Here is a 23092-nt window from a genome sequence, read left to right on the forward strand (position 1 = left end):
GGCCCGGTGGAGCGCTGTCAGGGGCTCGTCTCGCTCGCGTCGCAGACGGCGTAGCGATGCATCGTGACGCCCTGCTTGAACGACCGCTGCTCGATCAGGTCGAGGTCGATGGGCATGTCGTAGTCGTCGAAGAGCGGCCGGCCGTAGCCGAGGATCGCCGGGTGGGTGAAGAGCAGCAGCTCATCGAGCAGCCTCGCCCGCAGCAGCTGCGTGGCCAGCGTCGCGCCGCCCACCCCGAGAGTGCCGAGGGTGGTGGCGCGGAGGTCGGCGAGCTGCTCGATCGCGTCGTCACCGCCGATGATCCGGGTGCTGTGGTCGGCGTGGCGGCGGGTGCGGGACACCAGCACCTTGGGCGCGGCGGTCCAGATCTCGCCGTACTCCCGCAGGAAGTCCGGCAGCGACTCGTCCCCCCGCGCGCGTGGCCAGTACTCCTCCATGATCTCGTACATGACGCGACCCTGGACCATGATCGAGAGTGCGCGCGCCCGCGCGTTGAACTCCCGGTGCAGCTCCTCGTCGATGCGCAGCCACTCGCCGGCGCCGTTGTCACCCGGCACCTGCTCGATCCGGAGGTCGAGGGACACGTTCATCCAGTACACGAAGCGGCCCATCATCGCCTCTTCCCGGTAGCGGTTGCGTTCCGCAACCACTATATGTAGAGCGACATACCTGTCAAGGAGGAAGCGTGCAACAACGATCCGGGTGTCCGATCAACGCCGCCGTCGAGTTGCTCGGCGACAGGTGGTCGATGCTCGTGCTCCGCGACGTCATCTTCGGCGACCGACGATACTTCAGGGCGCTGCTCACCGGATCGGTCGAGGGCATCGCGTCGAACATCCTCGCCGACCGCCTGGTGCGGCTGGTCGAGGCGGGGATCCTCACCCGCGGCACCGCGGCGCGGGGGCAGCGCGCTCTCTACAGCCTCACCGAGAGTGGCATCCAGACCCTGCCGATCCTCTACGCCCTCGGCGACTGGGGGCTCGACTGGCGCCGCGGCGACGACGCGCTCCGCAGCCGACAGCAGTTCATGCGCGACGCGGGCCCGGCGTTCCTCGACGAACTCATGGACGAGCTCCGGGTACGCCACCTGGGCGCGCCGCCGAAGCCGCGGCACGGCCCCGGCGCCTTCGAGCGCCTCGAAGCCGCGTACGCCGCCGAGCGGGAACGCACCGCAGGCGAGAGCGTGACGGGTACGCCGGCGGGCCGGTGAGCCGGCCCCGGCCGGCCGGGGCGGTGGCCGTCTCCGGCGGGATCACACGACGCAGCCGGTGCGCCTGCTCTCGCAGAGCGCACCGGCTGCGTCAGGTGACGGCACGGACCGGCTCATGTCCGGCGCGCCACCGGTTCGGGTGGGACCCGGCCGGCCCTACATCAACGGATTCGCACCGCGCGGCCGGGCGGTGAGTTCCTCCAGCGTCCGCTCCAGCAACAGATGCGGGTCCTGGGTCGCGACCTGGCCGAGACCCGGCGGGCAGCGGTCCCAGCCGAGCAGCCGCTGCACCTCCTCCGGCAGGGTCTGCACTGTCTCCCGCGGGACCGCGAGGTACTGGTTCTCCTCCTGCCGCAGGTTACCCAGGTCGAGCGCGACGGAGAGGCTCATCCGCGAGGAGTCAGTGGTGTTGGCGCCGCCGCCGTGGTAGACGCCGCCCGGCCAGAGCAGCGCGGAACCGGCGGGCATGACGGCCGGGACCGTCTCGGCGTACGTCGGGGCCCGCTCGTCGTCCCAGTGGTGACTGCCGGGGATGACCAGGGTCGCGCCGTTCGCCGCGGTGAAGTCCGTCATGGCCAGCATCAGCTGCAGCCGGCACGGCGGGCCCGGATGCCGCCACAGATGCATCGCGTCGTCGCGGTGCAACGGCTGCCGGCCCTGCCCCGGGTCGATGCGGATCGCCTGGGTGAAGCTGACCTGGATGTTCGGCGTCACCTCCATCCGGACCTTGCCGATCCACATGTGCGTGGGCTGTTGCAGCAGGCGCCGGGCCGCACCGAGGTACTGCGGCTGGGTGACCACCGTGGACATGTGACGCGGCGACCAGTGGAACAGGCTGGACAGCCGCTTGGTCTTCTGCCCGTCGTAACCACTCTCGCTGTAGCCGGCCGCATCGAGGCCGGACTCGAGGTCCGCCCGGAGCCCGGCGAGGGTCTCGCCGTCGACGAAGTTCTCGACGATCACCGCCCCGTCGCGTTCCAGGATCGCCACGACGTCGTCCAGCGGAGCGGCCGGGGTGACGTGGGTCAGGTCGGCCATCCCAGTCACCCCTCGACGCGGGCCAGGATGTTACGGGTCAGGGTCTCCAGATCCGGGTCCTCGAACAGGTCCCCGATGTCGAGAGTGACACCGAGCTGCTCCTCGACCGCCGCGGCGATCTGCACGGCGGCGATGGACTGCCCGTTGAGTTCGAAGAACGTGCCGGACCGATCGCCCAGGACATCCGTCCAGATGGCCGCGACCCGTTCGGCGATGTCCGCGGTGGCCGGCTGCTGCTGAGTGGTCATGTCGCTCCTCCTGGCAGGAGATCAGAGGTACTGGGTGTTGGGGGCGAGCCCGCAGGCCACCCGCCCGTACAGTTCGAAGTTGGTGTCGGGGTGCATGATCGCGTGCAGGTTCAGCGCCTTGATGTCGCGCTCGATGCGCTGGATCGGCACGTCGAGCTGGAGCGAGCTTCCGCCGCTCGCACCGGCCAGCAGGTCGACTGCCTCCTTGGCGCGCAGGCACGCGGCGCCCAGGTCGAGCCGGGCCTGGACCCGCTCCTCGATCGTCCACGGTTCGCCGGTGGCCGCCTTCGCGTCGATCCGGTCGGCGGTGCGCAGGATGTGGAAGCCGGCCTCGTCCACCCGGAGCGTCGCGCCGGCCACCTGGAGGTGGGTCAGCGGCGCGGCGCTCTGCTCGTCGTAGTCGGTGTAGGTGATCTTGCGGCCCGGCAGCCGGGTGAGGAACGCGTCCCGCGCCGCCTGCGCCAGCCCGTAGGCGACGGCGCCCACAGTCATGCAGGCGATCGGCATGAACGGGGCCCGCCACATCGGCGCCGAGGGGTCCTGCTGCAGCGGGTGCGCCCCGCCGATCACCGGACCCATCGGCAGCACCCGGTCCTCGGGCACGAAGACGTTGTCCGCCACGGTGGAGACGCTGCCCGAGCCGCGCATGCCGGTGGTGTGCCAGTCGTCGATGACCTGCAGCTCGCTCATCGGGACGAGGACCATGACGGGCTCGAACTGGCCGTCCGGGGTGGGCCGGACGGCGGCGTTGACGTTCCAGTCGCTCTGCAGGCAGCCCGTGTTGAACGACCACTTGCCGTTGACCCGGTAGCCACCGTCGACCGGCGTCGCCATGGCGGTCGGGCTGAGGATGCCGCTGATCCGCACGTCCGGATCGGCGAACACCTCCGCGCGCACGGAGTCGGGGAACAGCCCGACCATCCAGCTGCTGATCAGCCAGACGGACGCGGTCCAGGCCGCGGAGCCGTCGCCGCGCGCGAGTTCGGCCAGCACCTCGGCGACGGTCCGCATGTCGGACTCGTAGCCGCCGTAGCTCCGCGGGACCCGCATACGCAGCAGGCCGGAGCCGCCCAGCGCTTCGAGCGTCTCGATGCTGAGCCGCCGCTGCTCCTCCGACGCCTGTGCGTTGTTCCGCAGCAGCGGGCCGAGCTCGGCCGCACGCCGCAGCAGCTCCGCTCGTGGCAGCGTGGTGACTGTGTCCATTGATTCTCCTCGAGTCCGAACGCCGTTAGGTGTGACTCTGGCCGCTCAGGTCACCGCGACGCATCTCCTGAGCTGCTGTCTTGTCCGTCGGCCGGGGCCGGCGGCTGGTCCAGTCCGGTCAGCCGGCGGCGGTCGACCTTGCCCGTCTCGTTGCGCGGCAGCGCGTGCGGCACAACCCGGAACGTCATCGGCAGCATCACGTCACCGAAGCGCTGCCGCATGTGCGCGCGCCACCGTGCCGGGTCCGGCCCCTCCCGCGGCACGACGTACGCGGTCAGCCTGGTGACGATGCCGTCGGCACCGGTCACGGCGAGCACGGCGCACTCGGCGATGGAGCCGTGCTCGAGCAGAATCGACTCGATCTCGGCCAGTTCCAGCCGATGCCCCTGGATCTTCACCTGCTGGTCCCGGCGGCCCCGGAACTCCAGCAGCCCGTCGTCGCGGCGCAGGCCCAGGTCGCCGGTCCGGTACCAGGGCCCCGGCCCACGGCCGGGCACAGGGCGGAAGGCCGGCCCACCGGCGTCGTCGCCGAGATAGCCCGGGGTCACGTACGGACTGCCGACCACGATCTCACCCACCACTCCGGGCGGACAGTCGCGGTCCCGCTCGTCGAGGACCAGCACGTCCCGGCCGGGGATCGGCCGCCCGATGGGCACGGTGCCCCGGAACCCGCGTGGAATCCGGTGCCAGGTGGCGGCGACCGTCTCGGTCGGGCCGTAGATGTTTGCCAGGGCCATCCGGGGCGCCGCGGCCTGGAATCCCTGGACCAGGCTTTCCGGCACTGCCTCGCCCATGAGCAGCAGGCGACGCAGGAGCAGGGGCACCCGGGACCGCTCGGTGCTCTCGGTCAGCAACTGGCGGGCGAAGCTGGGCACGGTCTGCAGGACGTCGATCCGCTCCGCCGACAGCCAGGCGAGCAGGCGGCCGGGGTGGGCGCGGATCGGGTCGGGCACCGGGCAGAGCACCGCGCCGGCCACCAGCGTCGCGAACGTCTCGCACAGCGCGGGGTCGTGGTCCGGGGCCACCCACTGCGCCACCCGTACGCCCGGAGCCAGTCCGAACTCGGTGGCGAACCAGGTACTGAACTGCGCCAGTGCGGCATGCGTCTGTGGCACGCCCTTGGGCCGGCCGGTGGAACCCGAGGTGTGCGCGAGGTAGGCCCAGGCCCCGGGCGGAACGGACGGCTCGGTCGCGGTCGCGTCGGGCAGGGCTGTCACATCGATCTGCGGTACACCGGTGCGCCCGGTGTGCCAGTCGCTCAGCTCGTCGCCGGCACCGCCGGTCAGCACGGCGGCCGGGCGCACCGCGTCGAGGATGGCGCGACCGCGCTCGCCGGCCGCCCCGGTGCCGGACCACAGCAGCACGGCGCCGGCGCGCAGCACCCCCAGCAGCGCCGCGTACCGGTCCGGTCCGGCCGGTACCCGTACGGCGACCGGGCGACCGGCGAAGCCGGCCAGCGCGGCGGCGATCCGTGCGGCGTGCCGGTCGAGGTCGCGCGCGGAGACGGCCTCGTCTCCCCACGAGATGGCGGTGGCTTCCGGCGCCGCCTCGGCGCGGCGCCGGACGAGCAGGTGCACCGGCGCGCCCGGCGCGAGAACGGGTGCGGTCATGGCGGAGTCCTCCACTTCAGGTCCGGCCTCCGGATCTGAAGTCTGGCCCGCCGTGCCGGGGAAGGTCCTCTTCCCGCGTGCCCGCCTGCGGACGGTCCGGGGCAAGCGAGGAGATGCGACAGCTGCTGACGGCGCAGAGCATGAGAACCCTATGAATATCCCCGGCGCCGACCTGAGGTGGCAGGACTGATGCATGAATCAGCCGACAAGATCACAATCAAGCTCTGGCTGAACCGCTGGCCGATGTGGCAACAACTCGTCGACCCGGTCCGGAGACAGGCGGAGGAGTTCAACCGCAGGCATCCGCAGTACCGGGCCGTCGTCGAGGCCGTCAACGTGGGCGCCTTCCCCCGGGAGATGGCCCGGGCCGCACGCGAGGGCACGGCGCCGCACATCGCCTCGTACCAGTACACGTATCTCCAGGAGGTTCAGGACCTCCGCGACCCGGAGGGACGGCCGTTCTTCACCTCGGTGACCGAGGCGGTGGGCGGGCGGGACGAGATCCTCGGCGAGCCGGTGGTCCTCGACGACATCGTGGCCAACATGCGCGCTTACCACACGTTCGGCGGCGAGCTGCGGTCGATGCCACGTAACACCTCCACTCTCCTGCTCTACTCCAACATGGACGCGCTGCGCGCGGCCGGGATCACCGAGCCGCCGGCCACCTGGTCGGAGGTGGAGGCCGCCTGCGCCGCCGTCGCCGGCCGGAACGGCGCGCGCCGTGGCGGGATCACCTGGCCCAACTTCGGCTGGCTGTTCCAGCAGTCTGTGGCCCAGCAGGGCGGGCTGACCGCCGACCACGACAACGGCAGGTCGGGGCGCAGCGAGAAGGTGCACTACACGTCCCCGGAGATGCTGGCCTACGCGACCTGGTGGCGGGACCTGCACCGGGCCGGCCACTACCTCTACACCGGCAAGTCGTCGGACTGGTGGGGCTGCATGGAGACGTTCGCCGCCGGGGACACGGCGATGATGATCAGCACCTCGGTCGAGGCCGGTCCCATCGTCCGGGCGGCCCGGCGGGCCGGGTTCCACGTGCAGGCGAGCCCGATGCCGTACAACGAGCGGGCCGGCTACTCGGGAAGCGTCATCGCCGGCGAGTCGCTGTGGCTGCGCGACGGGCTGGACGAGCGGACCCGGGACGGCGCGCTGGCCCTCATGCAGTTCCTGAACAGCCCGCGCAACGCCCGCGCCGTCTATGACCACGGGCGGGCGTTCGTCCCCTCCACCGAGGCGTCGATCGCCCTGCTCGCCAGCGAGGGTTGGTACGACCGGAACCCGCACGAGCGGGCCGCCGTCGACCAGCTCCGGGCCAGTCCCGACTCCCCCGCCACCCGGGGGGCGGTGATGGGCAACTTCCTGCCCGTCCAGAGCACGGCCGTGCAGGCCATGCACGACGTGCTGGTCGGCGGCGCGGACCTGGTAGCGCGGTTCAGCCAGGCCAACGACCAGGCTCAGCAACTGCTCGACGAGTACGCGCGTCGGGTGGACTCGGGCGCCGCCAACGACGGCCAGGCCCCGCAGGCGCTGCCGCAGTCGGAGCCGGAGCGGCTCCGGCTCGGCGCCTGACCGACAGTCGCGGTCGGCGAACCAGCCGCTGCCTTCCCGAGTGGAAGGCAGCGGCTGGCGCCTTTTCCGGGCCGTGCCCCGGCCCTCACCGGAGGGCGCCCCCTGAGCCGCACGCGACGCCGCACCGGTGTGTGCGGCGCACGCCCACAGCCGGGCCGCACCGTCCGGCCGGGAGACGGGGACGCACCGGGCGGTGACACGCATCCGTGTCACCGCCCGGTGCGTCCCGGCCGGTCGCCGTCAGCCGGCGGACGGTGTCCGCGGCCGGCGACGCCGGCCTGACCCCGGCGCCGCGATCACCGTCACCGGTGCTCGCGCCGCAGCCGCATCTGGGTGTACGCGCGGTTGGCCATGGTGGTGAGCAGCACGGCGGAACTGACGTGCGTACGGCCGGTGGAGAGGTCCCGCCAGACCCGTTCGAGGCGCTCTCCCTCCCGTACGGAGGTGCTGCCGCCGGTCGGCTGGATGATCTCGTCGACGGCCCGCCAGGCCAGTGACGTGGCCTCTCGGCAGGTCAGCGCGATCCGCAGGTCCTCCTCGGCGGTGAACGCACCGACCGGCTGCTCGGACAGCTCGTGCCAGCGCCGGGCCGTGGCGAGCACGAGCGTCTCGGCGGCGTCGATCATGCTGCTGGCCTGCCCGTACCAGAGCTGGAAGTCCGGGTCCTCCACCCGGGGCGGGAACGGCGGCAGGATCGTGGGCCGGGAGAACATCAACTCGGTGTACGCGTCGAGCGCGCCCTGGCACATGCCGACCGCGATGTGTGCGCCCTCCAGGGCCATCGAGCTGGCCGGCGCACCGCCGTACTGCGGGTGCTCGTGCAGGTCACGCCCGGGGGTGCCACCGGTGACCGAGATCTCGTTGAAGTCCAGCTCCAGGCCGAAGTGGCCGGGGATGTGCCCGTCGGAGATCCGGATGCTGTGCGACCCGCTGCCCTTGAGGCCGAGCTGCCAGCCCCAGTCGTCGAGCATCTCCCACTGGTCGCGGGGCGCGATGAACAGCAGCGGGCGCGGCGGCTGCCCCTCCTCGATGATCATCGTGTTGCCGATGAGGTGGGTCGCGTACGGCGCGCCGGAACAGTACTTCCAGACGCCGTTCAGGATCCAGCCGCCGTCCGCCGCGCGCCGGGCCGTGCCGTGCGGGGCGTTGACGAGCGGTGCGATGAAGTCACGATCCTTGAAGATCTCGGCCTGCGCCTTCTCGCCGAACATGGTGCCGACGAACAGCGAGTGCGCCGCGCCCAGGCAGTACATCCAGCCGGTCGACGCGCAGGCACGGGTCAGGATCATCACGACCTGCAGGAAGGTGTCGAAGCCGAACTCGTAGCCGCCGTAGCGCTTAGGCACCGTGATGCGGTAGAGGCCCGCGTCCCGGAACGCCCGGTGGGTGTCCTCGGCGTAGTACGTTCGCTCCTCGGTCTCCCGCTGGCGGGCCACCAGGGTGGACCCCAGAGCCCTGGCCCGCTCGATCAGCACGGCCGGGGTGACGTCGGGCTCGGATGACAGGGCCGCGCCCTGCACGTCGTTCGCGGTGACGGTCATGGGTCAGCCTCTCAGATCGCCGCGTCCGGGTCGGCCGCCATCTCGGCGATCACGCCGAGGTATCCGGCCACCTGCTCTTCGATCTGGGCGCGTTCGAACAGGTGGCGGCTGAAGCTGAGCCCACCGACCACTTCGGTCTTGCCCAGGTGCATCGACCAGATGATGCCGTCCGGGGTCTCGGAGCCGACCGGCTGCGGCTTGACCCGCCGCCAGATCGCCGTGTACTCGAGGTCGCCGATTCGCTTGCCCTGCATGAGGTAGGGCGGCTGGACGGCCTGGAACAGGCACGGCACCGCGTCGGGGCTCACCGAGGCCATCAGCTCGGGCGCCTCGGCGAGCACGTGCAGCAGCGGCAGCTCGTGCTTGAAGGCGCCGACGCAGGCAGTCCTGGTGCGGGTGACGACGTCCCGGAAGGAGCGGCAGTCGCGCAGGTCCACCCGGAGCGGGAGGAAGTTGAAGAACGACCCGACCGTGGCCTGGAAGCCGCGCTGGCGGCCCGGGGCGAACGTGGGCACCGTGATGTCGGTCGCCTGGGTGCGCCGGTGGACGAAGACGGCGAACGCGGCGAGCAGCACCATGAACGGCGAGCTGAGCGTCTCCCGGGCCAGCCGGGACACCTCGGTGCTGAGGTGCTCGTCGGTGGTGAAGCGGTGGTAACTCGTCGCCGGGGCCTGCTCGTTGCGGTGCGTCGGCTCGACCAGGATCCGGGCGCCGCGCAGCGTCTCACGCCAGTAGGCACGTGCGGCCGCCACCGTCGGCCCCGCGGCCTCCTCCTGCTGCGCGGAGACGTAGTCGCGGTACTGGGTCGCCTCGGGCAGCCGCGGCTCGTCCCCGGCGACGCGCGCCGCGTAGCACTCCGCCAGGTCCCGCAGGATCACCTGGAGCGACCAGACGTCCGCGGCGCTGTGGTGGGTGCAGAGCACCAGCACCGAGTCCTGCTCGTCGAAGCGGCCGAGCACGGCCCGCATCAACGGAACCTCGTCGATCGGGAACGGCCGGGTCTCCATCTCGATCATGAGTTCCTCGGCGCGCTGGTCCCGGTCCACGCCGGGCGAGCCGTCCAGCTCCACCTCGCGCAGCTCGGGCGGCCGGGCGGGCAGCACGCTCTGGGTGCCGCCGCCGTTCTCCAGGTGCAGCACCGTACGCAGCGCCTCGTGCCGTTGCACCACGTCGGCCAACGCCCGGCGCAGGACCTGCCCGTCGACGCGTCCGTGGATGCGCCACCCGCCGACCTCCACGTAGTGCGGCCCGAACGGCCCGGCCTCGAAGCCCTGGGCGAACATGCAGAGGAACTGCTGCTGCAGCGAGAGCGCGCTGGGCGCCTGCGGAGCTTCCGGAGTGATGGTCATGGGAACTTCTCCTTACTGGAGGTTGATGCCGGCGTCGTCGAGGGCGTCGAGCAACGTGCCGCGCGCCAACTCGTCGGCGACCGACTGGACGTCGTCGGCCAGGTAGCGGTCGTCGGCGAGGGTGGGCACCAGCGACCGGACGGTGCTGTAGGTGACCCGGGCAGCCGGGCTGAGGCGGTCGAGGCGCCCGGAGACGTCCACCGCCGCAGCGGCGGCGAGGAGCTCCAAAGCGAGGATGAGGAAGTTGTTGCCCAGGACCCGCCGGCAGTTACAGGCGGCGACCAGCCCCGCACTGGCCCGGTCCTCGTCGTCGTCACCGGGCGGGCCGCCGGTGCTGGCCGGACCGATCGTCCGGTTCTCCGCGACCAGCGCGGTGGCCCGGTACCGCGTGCCGGCGGAGCCGGGACCGCCCTTGATCAGGCTCTCCGGCAGGCCGTCGTCGACGCGCCGGTGGAGCAGCCGGCTGCTGCGCCGGGCGGAGGACGCGCCGAGCCGGGCGAGCGCGATGGTCAGGAAGTCCATCACGAAGGCGACCGGCTGGCCGGTGGGCACGTCCCGGTCCGGTGGGAACAGCGCACTGTCGTCGGCCGAGTTGAGTTCGATCTCGAGCGTGCGCGTGGCGTGCCCGAGGGTGTCCCGGACCGCGCCGATCACCTGCGGGACGCAGGGCCACGAGTAGGCCTGCTGGAGAACGACGTCGGCGCCGAACACGGCCCCGTCGCCGTTGCCGCCCGTCATCCTGGCGGCCACTCGCCGACGGCGGTCCGCGTGGTCGCTGATCAGCCTGCTGCCGCCGGTCAGCGCACGCATGTTGGCGGCGCTGGCGATCTGGCCGGCGTGCGGGCGGGCCTCATGGCCGGCCGCCTGGAACGGGCTCGGCGAGCCTTGCAGCACCTCGACGACCAGCGCCGCGGCGATCTCGGCGTGCCGTGCCTGCGCCAGCGCGTGCTCGGCCACCAGGGCGGCCACGCCCGTCATGGCCGAGGTGCCGTTGAGCAGCGCCAGGCACTCCTTGACGTCCAACCGCAGCGGCTCGATGCCCAGCGAGCGCAGCACCGGCCCGACCGGCGTCCGCACCCCGTCCCGCAGCAGGTGCCCCTCGCCGAGCAGCGTGCCGACCATGTGGGCCAGCGCGGCCCGGTCCCCGTCGGCGCCCAGCAGTCCGGTCTCCGGCACGGCCGGCGTCAGACCCTCGTTGAGGTGGAGCGCGAGACGTTCGAGCACCACGGGCCGAACCGCCGACGGCCCCTTGGCGAGGGCGTTCAGTCGTGCGGTGGTCACGGCCCGCGCCTCGGGCTCGCCGAGCAGCGGTCCCACGGCGGCGCTGTGACCGCGTACCAGGCCGGTCCGCAACTCGGTCTCGTCGGTCGCTTCGGTGAGCAGGCGGACCATCTCGCTGTAGCCGGTGGCCACCCCGTACACCGGGAGGTGCTGCCGCACGGTCTGCTCGACCTGCTGCCGGCTCACGGCCGCGCGCTCCAGCACCCGGGTGCCGAGCGCGACCGGCACGTGGTCCTCGGCGATCCGGCGCAGATCGGGAAGGCCGAGCGTCGCGCCGTCGAGAGCGACGTGGACGCCGGTACCGACCGTGGTCATGACGCTCCCTCCTGGTGTGGCGAAACGGATGGTCACTGTCCCGGCTGCCGGGCCGCGTCCGATTGGCGGAGGAGTGACGCCGGTCAGGCGGCGCTGCGCTCGAATTCCGGCTGGGTGTCCCGCTCCTCGCTCATCCGCTCCATCGCGTACTTGCGTGCGTCGAGCAGGGCGAGCAGGACCGGCGGGTCCAGGTCGCGGGCCGGCCGCAGTTCGAGATCCGCCATGATCGTCGAGTCGGCCCGTACCGTGAAAGGGCCGTAGGTGGCGACCGACACGGGCCGGTCGGCGATGTCCGTCCCGGTTCCGGCTCCGTCCAGCGACACCGACTGCGCGAGCAGGTACCAGGTGCCGACGGGCACCGAGTTGAAGACGACCCGGCCGGGTTGCTCCAGCACCGCGCAGCGCGCCGGTCGGCCCTCCGGGATCCGGTGGGCGAACATGCCCAGGAAGATCACCGCGTCGTCCGACTCGGGCAGCCGCAGCCGGCAGGACAGCCGGGCGTTCGATCGGCGGCTCGCGCTGTCGGTGGCGGCCTGGATGGCGGCGGCGTAGCCGGCGCGGCGGCGGTACACGGTCGGCGACATGCCGACGCTGCGGCTGAAGCGCGAGCTGAACGTGCCGACGCTGTTGTACCCGACCCGTACGCTGATGTCCGCGACGTTCATCGACGTGGAGACAAGCAGCTGCTTGGCCTTCTGCAGGCGCAACGCCGACAGGAAGCGGCCGGGCGAGACGCCGGTGAACCGCTGGAAGATCCGCGTGAAGTGGAACTTGCTGAACATCGCGGCGCGAGCCAGGTCGTCGACGGTCAGCTCATCGCCCAGCCGCTCGTGCATGGCTTCGATCGCCCGTAGCACGGCCCGTTCGGCAACGTCCTGCATGGTCTCCCCCTCATGACAGTTGACGAATCTAGAGTGGCAGCGCAATTCTGACGACAATTTACGGTCGCCTGGACAGCGACATAAAAATAATCGCCCAAATTGCTCTCGGGACAGCGTTACCATCGATCGATGTGGAACTCTTTGATCCCCGGAGACAGGCTAGCCGACCCCCTGTGGGCGATCAATACCCTCCACTTACCACCCGGGTACGCAGCGCACACGTGAAGTAGTTCTGGATATTGAAACTATCTGCTGCCGCCGGAATCCGCAGCCCAGGGCACATCTGCCGGAATGGATACTGATACTCGCCGATGCTTGAACCTAAAATCGACACCGTCGATGCAGCATTCATTCATGAAGTGCTCGAATACGGACGTTCTACACCATTAGCAGCCGGTCCGCCGACTCTTCTCAGAAACGACTTCGCCCGCCTGGACAGACCAGGCCACACTGGCATTACAAATCGACACAGGACGGTCAGCAGCCGACACCCCGCCCGCGCCCGCCGGCCCGAACCACCCACCCACGACGCCGGCCGCGCGTCGACCGCCGGACGACCCCTGGCAGGCCCCGGACGCCGCGCACCCCGCTTCACCCCCGGCCCGAGCACTCCGACCTGCGGTCGGCCCACCCGGTGGTCCGCCGCGGCAAGCCGACCCCGGACCACCACACCCGGTCACGGCGCACGCCGCGGCCCTGGATGAAGCAGGGCGAGGGCGCCAACCTCGTCACGCACCGTAGCCGCGACGCTACCTAGCACGGACAGAGAAGACACCGGAAACGTGCCGCATCGACAATATGCATGCCCGCACAATCCATCCGCACGAGGGAGACCGTCGGCAACGCGACTCAATGAGATTCCCGCCAGCACCGTCGCGGCACCCGTGACGCACCACGCTGGGCAGCGGCCTGAGGCGCGCGCCGCCGGACTCCACCCGTCAATACTGTCCGCTAATTGACGGCCCACCTCAATCAATCGCTATTACCCGACGGTAGAAAACGGCAGTGATAATCGACTCCGGGCACCGTCGGGCCGGCGAGTTAACGATCCGCCACAGTTACGTAGTGCGACCGTAAGCGGCCTCGGCTCCGGTCGGTGCCGCTTTTGGTGTCAACCAGGGCACCCGTCTTCTTTCACACAGCCACGACATGGCCCGTCAAAGTACAATCACACCGGGCTCGCGGGACGAACTGATGCAGGGAACAGATGCCCGCGGAATATGGGGGTTTCCATGCGAATATCGGATCTGAGCAAACAGACCGGTGTACCGGTTCCCACGATCAAGTTCTACCTGCGCGAACGCCTGCTCCCGCCGGGCGAGCCGACCGGCCGCAACCAGGCCGTATACGGCGAGGCACACCTGCGTCGGCTACGACTGATCCGCGCGCTCACCACCATCGGCCAACTCGACCTCACCACGGTCCGCGCCCTCCTCACCGCGATCGGAGACGAGGCACTCCCCCTTCCCGGGCTCTTCGACGTCATCAACCGCACGCAGGTCCCGCAGGAGGATCCCCGGCCGGACAACGCCGACGTGTTGCGTGCCGCACGCGAGGACGTCGAAATCCTGATCAAGGAGCACGGCTGGCGGGTCGATCCGGAATCGCCCGTCAGCAGCCACCTGGCGCAGGTGCTGGCGGCACTGCGACAGCTGGGCTGTGACTGCGAGATGGACTTCTTCTCCCCGTACGCCGAGGCGGCTGAGCGCCTCGTCGTCCGAGAGCTCGACCTGCTCTCTCCCGAGAAGCCCAACCGGGGGGAGGCGGCCGCCCGCAGCGTCCTGCTCGAGGTCGCGCTGACCGCGATCCGCAGGATGGCTCTGGAGCACCACGTCGCCCTGCGGTTCGACTGACGGCCGCCCGCATCGTCCCGGCTCGCCCCCGCCCTCCACAACGGCAGACGCCACCCCCGGCGGGGGTGGCGTCTGCGTTTCGCGGCGGCGTCAGACCTGGGCCGACGCCTCCCTGGTCACCGCCGGCCCCGCCGCAGGATCGCCGTCGCCCGTGGCATCCGGCGTCCCGCCCGTGGGTGGGAACCGGCGCAGCACCGTGACAGCCACCACCGCCAGCATCGTGGCGATCACCGCGGAGATCCCCGCCACGCTCTGCAGCGCCGTGGTGAAGGCAGCGCGTGCGTCCTCGAGCAGGGCCGCGCCGGTGGAACTCGGGAGGCCGGCCACCGCGGCGACCGCGCCCGTGATGTTCTCCCGGGCCGTCTCGGCAACGCCTCCCGGCACGCCCGCCGGCACATCCAGCAGGCCACGGTAGATGCTCGTGCCGATGGTGCCGATCACCGCGATGCCCAACGCGACGCCCAGCTCGCCGCTCATCGACGAGACCGACGACGCCGAGCCGGCCTGCTCCGGAGGCACCGAGCTGACCACGAGACCAGTGGCGATCGACGCGAAACCGCCGGCGCCCAACGACACCAACGCGATGGCGACGATCGGCAGGGCCAGCGGGCCGGTCTTCTGCACCTGCGTCATCAGCAGGAAGCCGGCCACCGACGCGACCAGGCTCATGGCGATGACCACGCCGGGGCGGATTCTCCGGGCCAGGATCGGCGCGGTCATCGAGCCGGAGACGAGCGCCGCCGCGGAGACAACGCTCCAGAGCCCGGTCTCCAGCGGCGTCAGGCCGCGCACCGACTGGAGGAAGAGCGTGAAGATCAGCGACATGCCGGACATCATCACCGAGCCGATGATCATGATCATGAGGGCGCCGGTGAAAGCCTGATGCCGGAAGAGCTTCAGGTCGAGCAGAGGATCCCGCCGGCGCTTCTGCCGCTGCACGAACAGGAAGCCCATCACCAGCCCGGCCACCAGGGCGAGCGCGGGCGGGACCGCCCACCCGTCGCGCGCCAGCTTCTTGAGGCCATAGATGACAGGCAGGATCGCACCGAGCGACAGCACCACGCTGACCAGGTCGATCCTGCCGCCGTCCGGGCCACGGTACTCCGGCAGCAACACCGGCCCGGCCAGCACGATCACCAGCATCACCGGCACGTTGATAAGGAAGATCGAGCCCCACCAGAAGCTGGTCAGCATGGCACCGCCGACCACCGGACCGACCGCCGCGCCGCCCATGAAACAGCCGATGAAGACCGCGACGGCCAGGCCCATCTGCCGTGGGTCGCGGAACATGTTGCTGATCAGGGCGAGCGCCGACGGCATCACGGTGGCGCCCGCGACACCCATCAGGGCCCGGGCGAGGATCAGCATCTCGGGGGTGGTCGAGTACGCCGCGAGCAGAGACATGAGCCCGAAGGCGGCCGCGCCCACGAGCAGAATCCGGCGCCGGCCGATCCGGTCGCCCAGACCGCCCATGGTGATCAGGAACCCGGCGGTCAGGAAGGCGTACACGTCGATGATCCAGAGCTGCTCGACGCCGGTGGCGCCCAGGTCGGTGCTCAGTTGCGGGAGTGCCAGGAAGAGCACGCTGGCATCGACGGACAGCAGCAACGCGGGAAGGGCCAGCATCGCCAGCCCGATCCACTCGCGTCTGCCGGCCCGAGCCGGCTCAATGTCGTCAGTGGGGGGTCGCATCAGGCATCCTCCTGGTCCGTTCCGTCACCGGTGGACCCGGGACGGGCCTCCAGCGGGGAGCAAGACTATCGAACTCAATGTCCGTTTTGTTCTTCGAGCTTGCCCAGGTGACGTCCGGCGGCTCCGACACGCGGCACACACCACCCCCGAATTGATTGCGATCCACTCCTCTTTGGCATATGGTGCACCGATTGCAAACCGCAACCAGGCTGGGGGTCACCATGCACGAATTCACGCCACAGACCGCCGACGGCAAGGTGCTCTGGCACTTCTCCATGTCCCTGGACGGCTTTGTCGCGGGACCGGACCACTCGATGGACTGGATGGACGGTCTCTCCGACACTCCGGGGATCATCGAGCCGTACATCGAAACCCTCGGCGCCGTGCTCGGCGGTCGGGACGGCTACGACAAGTACGGCGACACCAAGCCCTACGGCGACTGGGACGGACCGGTCTTCATCCTCACCCACCACCCCGAGGACGCCAAGCCGTCGCCCGGCGTCACGTTCCTGACCTGTGACGTCGCCGAGGCGTTGCGGATCGCCGTGAAGGCCGCCAACGGCAAGAACGTCGAGATCCACTCCGCTTCGATCGGCCGGCAGCTGCTCCAGCTCGGCCTCATCGACGAGATCGACCTGCACATCGCACCGGTGCTGCTCGGCGACGGTATCCGGCTGTACGACAACCCGGGCGGCACCCCGATCCGGCTGCGCGCGACACTGCAGGAAGACCCGCTGGCCGAGCTCACCGTCCGCTACCGTCCGATCCGTGATCTCTGAACGCCCGTGACGGACGTGCGCCCCTGGCCGTCCGGCCGGCCTGGACCGGCCGTCAACGACACGACCCGTCGTGCCGGCCGAGGTCGCGCAGCCGCTTCTCGACGGCCGGAGGCAGCGCGCTGACGACCTTGATCGGGGCGACGTCGGACTCGGGCAACCGTTCGGCGACGAAGCGGCGTATGTCCTCGGCCAGCTCCGCCGCCTGTGGGTGGTTCAGGTAGTGCGCCGCCGACTCGATCGGTTCCCGCACCTCGTAGAGGTCGGTCAGCGGCTCGGCCGCGTCGGTGCCGAGGAAGACGGCGTCCATCTCGTCCGGACGCGCCGATGCGGTCACCACGACCGTACGGCCGAGGCGCTCGGCGAGGAGGTGCAGATCCTCCGGCAGCCAACCCCATGCCTCCCCGGGCGGGACCGGCTCGGCGCGCTCGATGGCATCCGCCGCGGCCACGAGTGCGGTCAGCGCCCGGTTCGGGATACCGGTCACCCGCAGGTCCTCGCCCGCCCGCTCCGTGAGCTGACGGGTGAGTCCGGTGAGATCGGCACCGTCGGGCAGATCGCCGAACCGCAGCCGGGGCACACCGGCGAGTGAGCGGACCGGTGCCGGCCCCTTGTGCAGGACCGCGTCGAACCGGAAGCTGGTCAGCTCGTTCACCGCGGAGCTGCGCTTGAGCTGGATGTCGACGCCCACCACGTCCGGCAGCTCCCGCGCCGTGGCGACGAAGTACTCCGGGGCGAGCAGCATCCACTGCTGGGTGACGGCCGCCTCGCGTACCCGGTCACGGATCTCGGCCGGCGAGGCCGCGGGGTCGCGTGTGCGCTGCACCTCGGTGAGGAACTGCGGCAGCAGGCTCAGGTTCCGGTTGTCACCGACGAACAACCGGCCGCCCGGCGCCAGCACCCGCAGCGCCTGCTCGATGAACCGGCGCAGGTACCCGTGCCCGGGGAAGTGCATCGTCACCGAGTTGAGGATCACCGTGTCGAAGTAACCCTCGGGAAAGCGGTCGGTCTCGACGGCCTCGGCCGCCCGCAGGTGCACCCGGCCCGCCCAGGGAACGCCCGCGCCCCGCAGCCGGGCCCGCAGCTTCGCGATGGTGACCGGCGAGAAGTCGGTGGCCCGGTATTCGACGCAGTCGGGGGCCAGGTGCCAGAGCAGCAGTCCCGACCCGACGCCGACCTCGAGCACCCGCGACGGCTTCAGGGCACGCACGCGGCGGACGGTCGCCCCGCGCCACTGTTCCATCTGGTCGGTCGGGATGAGCTCTCCGGTGTAGCTGCTGGTCCAGCCGCTGAAGTCGGAGGTGTGCCCGGCCGCCTCGGAGTCGGCGGAGTAGAGGTCGTCATAGAGCCGGCGCCAGCGCGTGACGAACTCGGGCTGCCGTGGGTCGGCCGGTACCACATAGATCACACCGTCTCCCACGGCCGCACGCTCCACCCGGGGGTGCGTGCCGAGGACGGTCTCAAGGCCGGTCATCGCCCGCTCCCCATCGCCACCGCCTGCGCGGCCAGCGCCCGCAGGTCGACCTTGGCGTTCCTGGTGAGGGGGAACGCCTCGATGAAGGCCCACAGCTCCGGCACGGCCCAGGCCGGCAGCGTCTGGCCCACCCAGGCCCGCAGCTCGGCCGCCGACGGGGCCGGGCCCTCAGGGATGACCCCGGCGATCAACCGCTGGTCGGCGACCTTGCCCTCGCCGACGACGACCGCGTCGCGCACTCCCGGGTGCTCGCGCAGCCGCCGCGCCACCGCCTCGGGCTCGACGCGAAACCCGCGTACCTTGAGCTGCTGGTCGAGGCGACCGACAAACATGAGGCGACCACGACCGTCCCAACGCACCAGGTCTCCGGTGCGGTAGAGGCGCTCGCCCGTGTCCGGCGCCTTCGCGCCGAAGGCGCGGGCGGTCTCCTCGGGTTGGTCCAGATAGCCCTCGGCGAGCGCGATGCCGCCGACGCAGAGTTCACCGACCGCGCCTGGCGGCACGGGGTGACCCTCGTCGTCGAGCACGAACAACCGTGTGCCCGTCAGTGGCCGGCCGATCGGCAGCGGGTCGCTCACCTCGGCCGGCGAGTCGAAGTGGTGGATCGTGGTGAAGGTGGTGCACTCGGTCGGGCCGTAGGCGAGGCTGATCCGCAGTCCCTCGTGGCGTTCCAGCACGCGCCGCACCTGCTGTGGCGGTGTGACCTCACCACCGGTGATCACCTGACGCATACGCGCGAACGCCTCGGGCCGGTGGTCGGCCATGAGCCGGAACAGGCCGGTGGTCAGGAACGCGACGGTGACCTCACGCTCGATCAGGAACCGGGCCAGCTCGGTCGGGGCGACCGGCCCGTCCGGAAGGACCTGCAGGCCGGCGCCGGACAGCAGCGACCCGAAGATCTCGAACGTGGACGCGTCGAACGCCAGGGGCGCGGCCCGCAGGAAGCGCTCGCCGGGGCCCTTGCGCGCATAGTCGGCGTCGCGGATGAGGCGGACCACCGCGCGGTGCGGCACGGGAACGCCCTTGGGCCTTCCGCTGGAGCCGGAGGTGAAGGCGATGTACGCGAAGCGGCCCGGGTCGGCGGGCGCCGGCTCAGGCCCGGGTTCCAGCGGCATCGCAGGCGTCCACGGTTCGACCGACGGCCGGCCGGCCAGCTCGGCCACCTCGGGCGCGCCGATGACGGCCACGGGCGAGACCTGGCGGAGGATCTGGGCGAGCCAGTCACGTGGGGCGGCCTGGTCCACCGCCACGTAGGTCGCTCCTCGATGCAGCACCGCCAGCACGGCCACGACCTCGGCGACGCCGCGGGGTACGGCCAGCACGACGCGGTCGCCCGGGCGGACCTGGGCCAGGGCGGCGGCCTGGGTACGCACGGCGGCGAGCAGTTCGTCGTACGTCAGGTCATCGACCGCCACCTCGTCCGGAAAACGCTCTGCCGTCTCCTCGAAGAGGTGCCACAGATCCGCCTCGCAGTCGGTGGCCGGCCCGTCGGAGAGCTCCTCCAGCCACCGCCGCTGCCCCGCCGAGATGGCCCGCACCGTCGACACCGGCGCGTCCAGGTCCGTGACCAGCTCCTCGAGCGCCGCCGTGAAGCCCTCGATCAGGGCGACCGCCTCGTCCGGCCGAAAGACGCTCGGCTGGTACTCCAGCTGCAACGACGGCCGCTCACCCCAGTTGGTGAGGAACAGCGTCGTCTCCATCATGGACGAGCCGCCGTATCCCTCGTGCAGCCGCAGGTCCAGCCCACCCGCGCGCAGCCGGTCGCCCACCAGCTCGTCGTGGGCCTCGAACACGGCCTGGATGACCGGCGTCCGATCGCGGACCTCCTCCTTCCCGAGCGCCCGGATGATCTCCTCGAACGGCAGCTCGGAGCGGCCGGTGGCGGCGGACCAGGAGGCGGCCCAGGCGCGCAGCTGCTCGGCGACCGTACGGGTGCCGCCGATCTGGAAACGTACCGGTACGATCCGCACGCACAGCCCGAGCACGTCGTGCAGCTGAATGGCCTCCCGCCCGGACATCGCGACGCCGATGGCCAGGTCCCGCAGACCGGCCCGACGCCCCACGGCCATCGCCCAGGCGCTGCACACGACGACGGTGTGGGGCACGCCGAGCCGGTGCGCGGTCGCCTCGACACGGTTCCGCAGCTCGGCGCTCAGGCTGAACGGCAGGTGCACGCCCGTCACGTCGGGGACCTCGGGCCGCTTGCGGTCGACGGGCAGTGGCACGGTGTCGGGCAGCCCCGCGAGGTCCTCGACGGCGAGCCGGGTCAGCTCCGCCAGCCGCCCGTTCTCGCTGATCTCCCGATGCCAGGCCGCGATCAGGTCGGGCGAAGGCCCGGGCTCGGCGACGCCCGTGGCGTACGCGTGGGCGAACGCGTGCCAGAACCGGCCCAGCGCCCACCCGTCCATCAACGTGTGATGGAACAGGACGCTCAGCAGGTCGGGTCCGCCCTCGACCCGGGTGTGCACGAACAGGATCGGCGGCTCCTCGAACGGCCGCAGCAGCCCCGGCGCGGCCGAGAGCTGGCCGTGGACGATGGCCACCACGTCACCGCCGGCCGGCGGTGACAGCCGCTGCTCGATCAGCCGCGGTTCCCAGCTGGGCAGCACCCGGCGGCTGAAGTCGTCGCCCGGAGACCCGGAGACGTACCCGCCGTGGGAGGACGCGGCGGCCTCGCGCTCGGCACGCGCGGCGGCGCCGGAGGTGAAGATGGTGCGCAGTGCCTCGTGGTTGCGGGTGAGCGCGGCCAGCGTCGACCGCAGCCGCTCCGGATCGAAGGGTACGGCGCTCTCCGCCGTGAAGATCACCCGCACCGGGCGACCGTCGATCATGTCCTCGGCCAGGAGCATGCCGGCCTGGCCGGTCAGCAGCGGCCGGTCCACGGCGGTGCTGTCGTCGCCGGCCGACACCGGCTGGTACGCGGTCGCCTGCGCCATGGCCTCCGTGAGCGGCACGGCCGCCCGCAGTGCGCGCAACGGTGGCGCGACGCCCAGCCGGCGCTCGACCCGGGCGGCGAAGTCGGCCGCTCGCAGGGAGGTGCCGCCCAGATCGATGAAGGATGCGGTGTCGGCGCGCTCCTCGATCGTCTCGGTCGCGCACCCGAGCACCTCGGCCGCCACTCTGGCCCATTCCCTGCGATCAACTCCGCCGGGTCCGACTGGCGCACGGTCGAGTTCGTTCGTGGTCATCGCCACCCCTACCGGTCTCGGCATCTCTGTCGATGCAGCCATGCTTCTCGATTCCGGAGACGCAACGCACCTCTCGCCTTGCTCTACCGCCACTGCCGGCCCGCGTGGGCTGGCCGTCCGCACGACCGAGGATCCGCCCTCGGCACTGTCCGCACGATCGAAGATGCCCGCCCGCCCGGCCGGTTGCGAGACTGACGCGCATGAGTCTCTCCATCGCCTGGCGGGACGGTGCCGTCGAAGCGGTCGACCAGTGCGCCCTGCCGCACGAGTACCGGCTGCTGCGGCTCACCACGCCGGGCGAAGTGATCGACGCCATCCAGCGCCTGGCCATCCGGGGGGCCCCGGCCATCGGAGTCGCCGGTGCGCTCGCGGTGGCGATGTCGGCGCGGGCGCACACGCGCGACGGCGTCTGCGACGAAGGTGCCGTCCGCGCCGACGCCCGGCGGATAGCCGACGCACGGCCGACCGCCGTGAACCTGAGCTGGGCGGTACGCCGGGTGATCGGCGAGCTCAGCGGCGGTGCCGACGCCGTGCTCGCCGAGGCGAACGCGATCCTCGTCGAGGACGAGCAGCGTAACCGCGCAGCCGCCGACGAGGCCGCCGAACTCGTCCGGCGGTTGTGCGGGCGGAAGCCGTTACGGCTGTTGACCCACTGCAACACGGGCCGTCTGGCCACTGCGGCGTGGGGCACGGCGCTCGGCGCCATCCGCGTTCTCGCCGGCACCGGCCACGTGGCCGAGGTGCTGTTCGGTGAGACCCGGCCGCTGCTGCAGGGCGCCCGGCTCACCGCGTGGGAACTGGCCGAGGCCGGCATCCCGCACCGCATGCTGGTCGACTCGGCCGGGCCGGCCGCTCTGGCCTCGGGCATGGTGGACTGCGTCCTGGTCGGGGCGGACCGGGTGTGCGCGAACGGAGACGTGGCCAACAAGATCGGCACCTACTCGCTCGCGCTGGCCGCGCACCGTGCCGGCGTCCCCTTCATCGTCGTCGCACCCGAGTCGACCCTGGACATGTCGCTGGCCAGTGGTACGGAGATCCGCATCGAGGAGCGCGCGGCCGGTGAGGTCACCGCGTTCGGCGGGGTGGAGGTCGCGCCGGCGGGCACCGCTGTGTTCAATCCCGCGTTCGACGTCACGCCCGCGGAGCTGGTGACCGCCGTCGTCACCGAATCCGGGCCGTTCCGCCCGCTGACGACGCCGCTGTCGGCACCGCCAGTGGGTGAGCCGGTCTCATGACCTGGTCCGTCGACGGCGCGGGCAACGCCCTGGCCGAGACCGCCGCCGCGCTCTACACCCGCGGCTGGCTGGAGGGCACCGCGGGTAACCTCTCGATCCGGATGCCCGGTGGCGAGACCGCCCTCATCACCGCCAGCGGCGTCAGCAAGGGCTCGATCACCGGCGCCGACGTGGTCGAGGTCCGCATCGACGACGCGCGCCCGGTGCGGGCCGACGCCCCGAGGCCGTCGGCCGAGACCACCATCCACGCGGCGCTGTACCGGTTGTCCGCCGAGTCCCAGGCGGTCGTCCACGCCCACCCGCCGTACGCCACCGCGACGGCGATCCTGGCGGCGCGGCGCGGCGCCGACAACGTGACGTTCACGGACCTGGAGATCATCAAAGGGCTCGGACTCTCCGATCCGTCCAAGGTCGTCGTTCCGGTGTTCGACAACCACGCCCACGTGCCCCACATCGCCGGCGACGTCCTCGACCGCATCGCCGCGGACGCGCCGCCGGTGATGCTCATCGGCAATCACGGGGCGACCACGTGGGGGCCGACGCTGGACATCGCCCGCAACCGCATGGAATGCCTGGAGGCGATGTGCCAGCTCACGTTGTTGGTCGACCGCTCATGACGTGCCATCAGT

Annotated in this window: 18 protein-coding genes; 6 read left to right on the forward strand and 12 right to left on the reverse strand. The window is 71.3% G+C overall.

Features of this window, described 5'->3' with window-relative positions; translation table 11 throughout:
- Positions 1-17: 17 nt before the first annotated feature.
- A complete protein-coding gene (locus AB0B20_RS04610) occupies positions 18-611 on the reverse strand; it encodes a dihydrofolate reductase family protein (protein WP_357468103.1) in 594 nt (197 codons plus the stop codon).
- Between the two features lie 74 nt (positions 612-685).
- Here AB0B20_RS04610 and AB0B20_RS04615 point away from each other — a divergent pair, with 74 nt between their 5' ends.
- Positions 686-1210 (forward strand): helix-turn-helix domain-containing protein, encoded by a 525-nt coding sequence (locus tag AB0B20_RS04615; protein ID WP_357389604.1) that lies wholly within the window; start codon positions 686-688, stop codon positions 1208-1210.
- A gap of 156 nt (positions 1211-1366) precedes the next feature.
- On the opposite strand, the gene AB0B20_RS04620 is transcribed toward AB0B20_RS04615, so the two are convergent.
- From AB0B20_RS04620 to AB0B20_RS04635, 4 genes are read right to left on the reverse strand one after another with little or no spacing between them, the layout of a single operon-like run.
- Positions 1367-2248, reverse strand: a complete 882-nt coding sequence (locus AB0B20_RS04620; RefSeq protein ID WP_357389602.1) for a phytanoyl-CoA dioxygenase family protein — start codon at positions 2246-2248, stop codon at positions 1367-1369.
- Positions 2249-2253: 5 nt separating this feature from the next.
- On the reverse strand, positions 2254-2496 hold the full coding sequence (locus tag AB0B20_RS04625) for a phosphopantetheine-binding protein (protein ID WP_357389600.1): 243 nt from the start codon (positions 2494-2496) through the stop codon (positions 2254-2256).
- Between the two features lie 21 nt (positions 2497-2517).
- Complete coding sequence (locus AB0B20_RS04630) at positions 2518-3699, reverse strand: acyl-CoA dehydrogenase family protein (protein WP_357389598.1); 1182 nt, start codon at positions 3697-3699, stop codon at positions 2518-2520.
- 50 nt (positions 3700-3749) lie between these two features.
- Positions 3750-5309 (reverse strand): amino acid adenylation domain-containing protein, encoded by a 1560-nt coding sequence (locus tag AB0B20_RS04635; protein WP_357389596.1) that lies wholly within the window; start codon positions 5307-5309, stop codon positions 3750-3752.
- 189 nt (positions 5310-5498) lie between these two features.
- On the opposite strand from AB0B20_RS04635, the gene AB0B20_RS04640 reads away from it, so the two are divergent.
- Positions 5499-6878 carry an extracellular solute-binding protein gene (locus AB0B20_RS04640; RefSeq protein WP_357389594.1) on the forward strand — a complete coding sequence of 460 codons (1380 nt, stop codon included), beginning with the start codon at positions 5499-5501 and terminating at the stop codon, positions 6876-6878.
- A 302-nt stretch (positions 6879-7180) separates the two neighbouring features.
- Here AB0B20_RS04640 and AB0B20_RS04645 read toward each other — a convergent pair whose 3' ends face one another.
- The 4 genes from AB0B20_RS04645 to AB0B20_RS04660 form a co-directional block, all read right to left on the reverse strand.
- Positions 7181-8419: an acyl-CoA dehydrogenase family protein gene (locus tag AB0B20_RS04645; RefSeq protein WP_357386737.1), complete on the reverse strand. Its 1239-nt coding sequence runs from the start codon at positions 8417-8419 to the stop codon at positions 7181-7183.
- Positions 8420-8430: 11 nt separating this feature from the next.
- Complete coding sequence (locus AB0B20_RS04650) at positions 8431-9768, reverse strand: condensation domain-containing protein (protein WP_357386735.1); 1338 nt, start codon at positions 9766-9768, stop codon at positions 8431-8433.
- A 12-nt stretch (positions 9769-9780) separates the two neighbouring features.
- Positions 9781-11364 carry a tyrosine 2,3-aminomutase gene (gene cmdF / locus AB0B20_RS04655; protein ID WP_357386733.1) on the reverse strand — a complete coding sequence of 528 codons (1584 nt, stop codon included), beginning with the start codon at positions 11362-11364 and terminating at the stop codon, positions 9781-9783.
- Between the two features lie 83 nt (positions 11365-11447).
- The gene (locus AB0B20_RS04660) at positions 11448-12245 is read right to left on the reverse strand and encodes an AraC family transcriptional regulator (RefSeq protein WP_357386731.1); all 798 of its coding nucleotides are present in this window, start codon (positions 12243-12245) and stop codon (positions 11448-11450) included.
- Positions 12246-13465: 1220 nt separating this feature from the next.
- On the opposite strand from AB0B20_RS04660, the gene AB0B20_RS04665 reads away from it, so the two are divergent.
- Positions 13466-14098, forward strand: coding sequence for a MerR family transcriptional regulator (locus AB0B20_RS04665; RefSeq protein WP_357386729.1), 633 nt, complete (start codon positions 13466-13468; stop codon positions 14096-14098).
- A 90-nt stretch (positions 14099-14188) separates the two neighbouring features.
- Here the strand turns inward: AB0B20_RS04665 and AB0B20_RS04670 are convergent, their stop codons facing one another.
- Positions 14189-15790 (reverse strand): MFS transporter, encoded by a 1602-nt coding sequence (locus AB0B20_RS04670; protein WP_357386727.1) that lies wholly within the window; start codon positions 15788-15790, stop codon positions 14189-14191.
- A gap of 221 nt (positions 15791-16011) precedes the next feature.
- Between AB0B20_RS04670 and AB0B20_RS04675 the strand changes: the two genes are divergently transcribed.
- Positions 16012-16569, forward strand: a complete 558-nt coding sequence (locus AB0B20_RS04675) for a dihydrofolate reductase family protein (RefSeq protein ID WP_357468108.1) — start codon at positions 16012-16014, stop codon at positions 16567-16569.
- Positions 16570-16621: 52 nt separating this feature from the next.
- Here AB0B20_RS04675 and AB0B20_RS04680 read toward each other — a convergent pair whose 3' ends face one another.
- Positions 16622-18040, reverse strand: a complete 1419-nt coding sequence (locus AB0B20_RS04680) for a class I SAM-dependent methyltransferase (protein WP_357468111.1) — start codon at positions 18038-18040, stop codon at positions 16622-16624.
- Positions 18037-21159 (reverse strand): amino acid adenylation domain-containing protein, encoded by a 3123-nt coding sequence (locus tag AB0B20_RS04685; protein WP_357468114.1) that lies wholly within the window; start codon positions 21157-21159, stop codon positions 18037-18039. Before AB0B20_RS04685 ends, AB0B20_RS04680 begins: the two co-directional genes overlap by 4 nt.
- A 269-nt stretch (positions 21160-21428) precedes the next feature.
- Between AB0B20_RS04685 and mtnA the strand changes: the two genes are divergently transcribed.
- Positions 21429-22463 carry an S-methyl-5-thioribose-1-phosphate isomerase gene (mtnA, locus tag AB0B20_RS04690; RefSeq protein WP_357386719.1) on the forward strand — a complete coding sequence of 345 codons (1035 nt, stop codon included), beginning with the start codon at positions 21429-21431 and terminating at the stop codon, positions 22461-22463.
- The gene (gene mtnB, locus AB0B20_RS04695) at positions 22460-23080 is read left to right on the forward strand and encodes a methylthioribulose 1-phosphate dehydratase (RefSeq protein ID WP_357468117.1); all 621 of its coding nucleotides are present in this window, start codon (positions 22460-22462) and stop codon (positions 23078-23080) included. Before mtnA ends, mtnB begins: the two co-directional genes overlap by 4 nt.
- Positions 23081-23092: the final 12 nt, after the last annotated feature.

This window comes from Micromonospora sp. NPDC049151, from assembly GCF_040648395.1.
Lineage (GTDB): Bacteria > Actinomycetota > Actinomycetes > Mycobacteriales > Micromonosporaceae > Micromonospora.

Coding starts and splice junctions, on each gene's coding strand:
- AB0B20_RS04675 (WP_357468108.1), top strand. CDS start 16,012: ATGCACGAATTCACGCCACAGACCGCCGACGGCAAGGTGCTCTGGCAC.
- AB0B20_RS04665 (WP_357386729.1), top strand. CDS start 13,466: ATGGGGGTTTCCATGCGAATATCGGATCTGAGCAAACAGACCGGTGTA.
- AB0B20_RS04635 (WP_357389596.1), bottom strand. CDS start 5,309: ATGACCGCACCCGTTCTCGCGCCGGGCGCGCCGGTGCACCTGCTCGTC.
- AB0B20_RS04625 (WP_357389600.1), bottom strand. CDS start 2,496: ATGACCACTCAGCAGCAGCCGGCCACCGCGGACATCGCCGAACGGGTC.
- AB0B20_RS04680 (WP_357468111.1), bottom strand. CDS start 18,040: ATGACCGGCCTTGAGACCGTCCTCGGCACGCACCCCCGGGTGGAGCGT.
- AB0B20_RS04670 (WP_357386727.1), bottom strand. CDS start 15,790: ATGCGACCCCCCACTGACGACATTGAGCCGGCTCGGGCCGGCAGACGC.
- AB0B20_RS04610 (WP_357468103.1), bottom strand. CDS start 611: ATGGGCCGCTTCGTGTACTGGATGAACGTGTCCCTCGACCTCCGGATC.
- mtnB (WP_357468117.1), top strand. CDS start 22,460: ATGACCTGGTCCGTCGACGGCGCGGGCAACGCCCTGGCCGAGACCGCC.
- AB0B20_RS04660 (WP_357386731.1), bottom strand. CDS start 12,245: ATGCAGGACGTTGCCGAACGGGCCGTGCTACGGGCGATCGAAGCCATG.
- AB0B20_RS04630 (WP_357389598.1), bottom strand. CDS start 3,699: ATGGACACAGTCACCACGCTGCCACGAGCGGAGCTGCTGCGGCGTGCG.
- AB0B20_RS04650 (WP_357386735.1), bottom strand. CDS start 9,768: ATGACCATCACTCCGGAAGCTCCGCAGGCGCCCAGCGCGCTCTCGCTG.
- cmdF (WP_357386733.1), bottom strand. CDS start 11,364: ATGACCACGGTCGGTACCGGCGTCCACGTCGCTCTCGACGGCGCGACG.
- AB0B20_RS04620 (WP_357389602.1), bottom strand. CDS start 2,248: ATGGCCGACCTGACCCACGTCACCCCGGCCGCTCCGCTGGACGACGTC.
- mtnA (WP_357386719.1), top strand. CDS start 21,429: ATGAGTCTCTCCATCGCCTGGCGGGACGGTGCCGTCGAAGCGGTCGAC.
- AB0B20_RS04645 (WP_357386737.1), bottom strand. CDS start 8,419: ATGACCGTCACCGCGAACGACGTGCAGGGCGCGGCCCTGTCATCCGAG.
- AB0B20_RS04640 (WP_357389594.1), top strand. CDS start 5,499: ATGCATGAATCAGCCGACAAGATCACAATCAAGCTCTGGCTGAACCGC.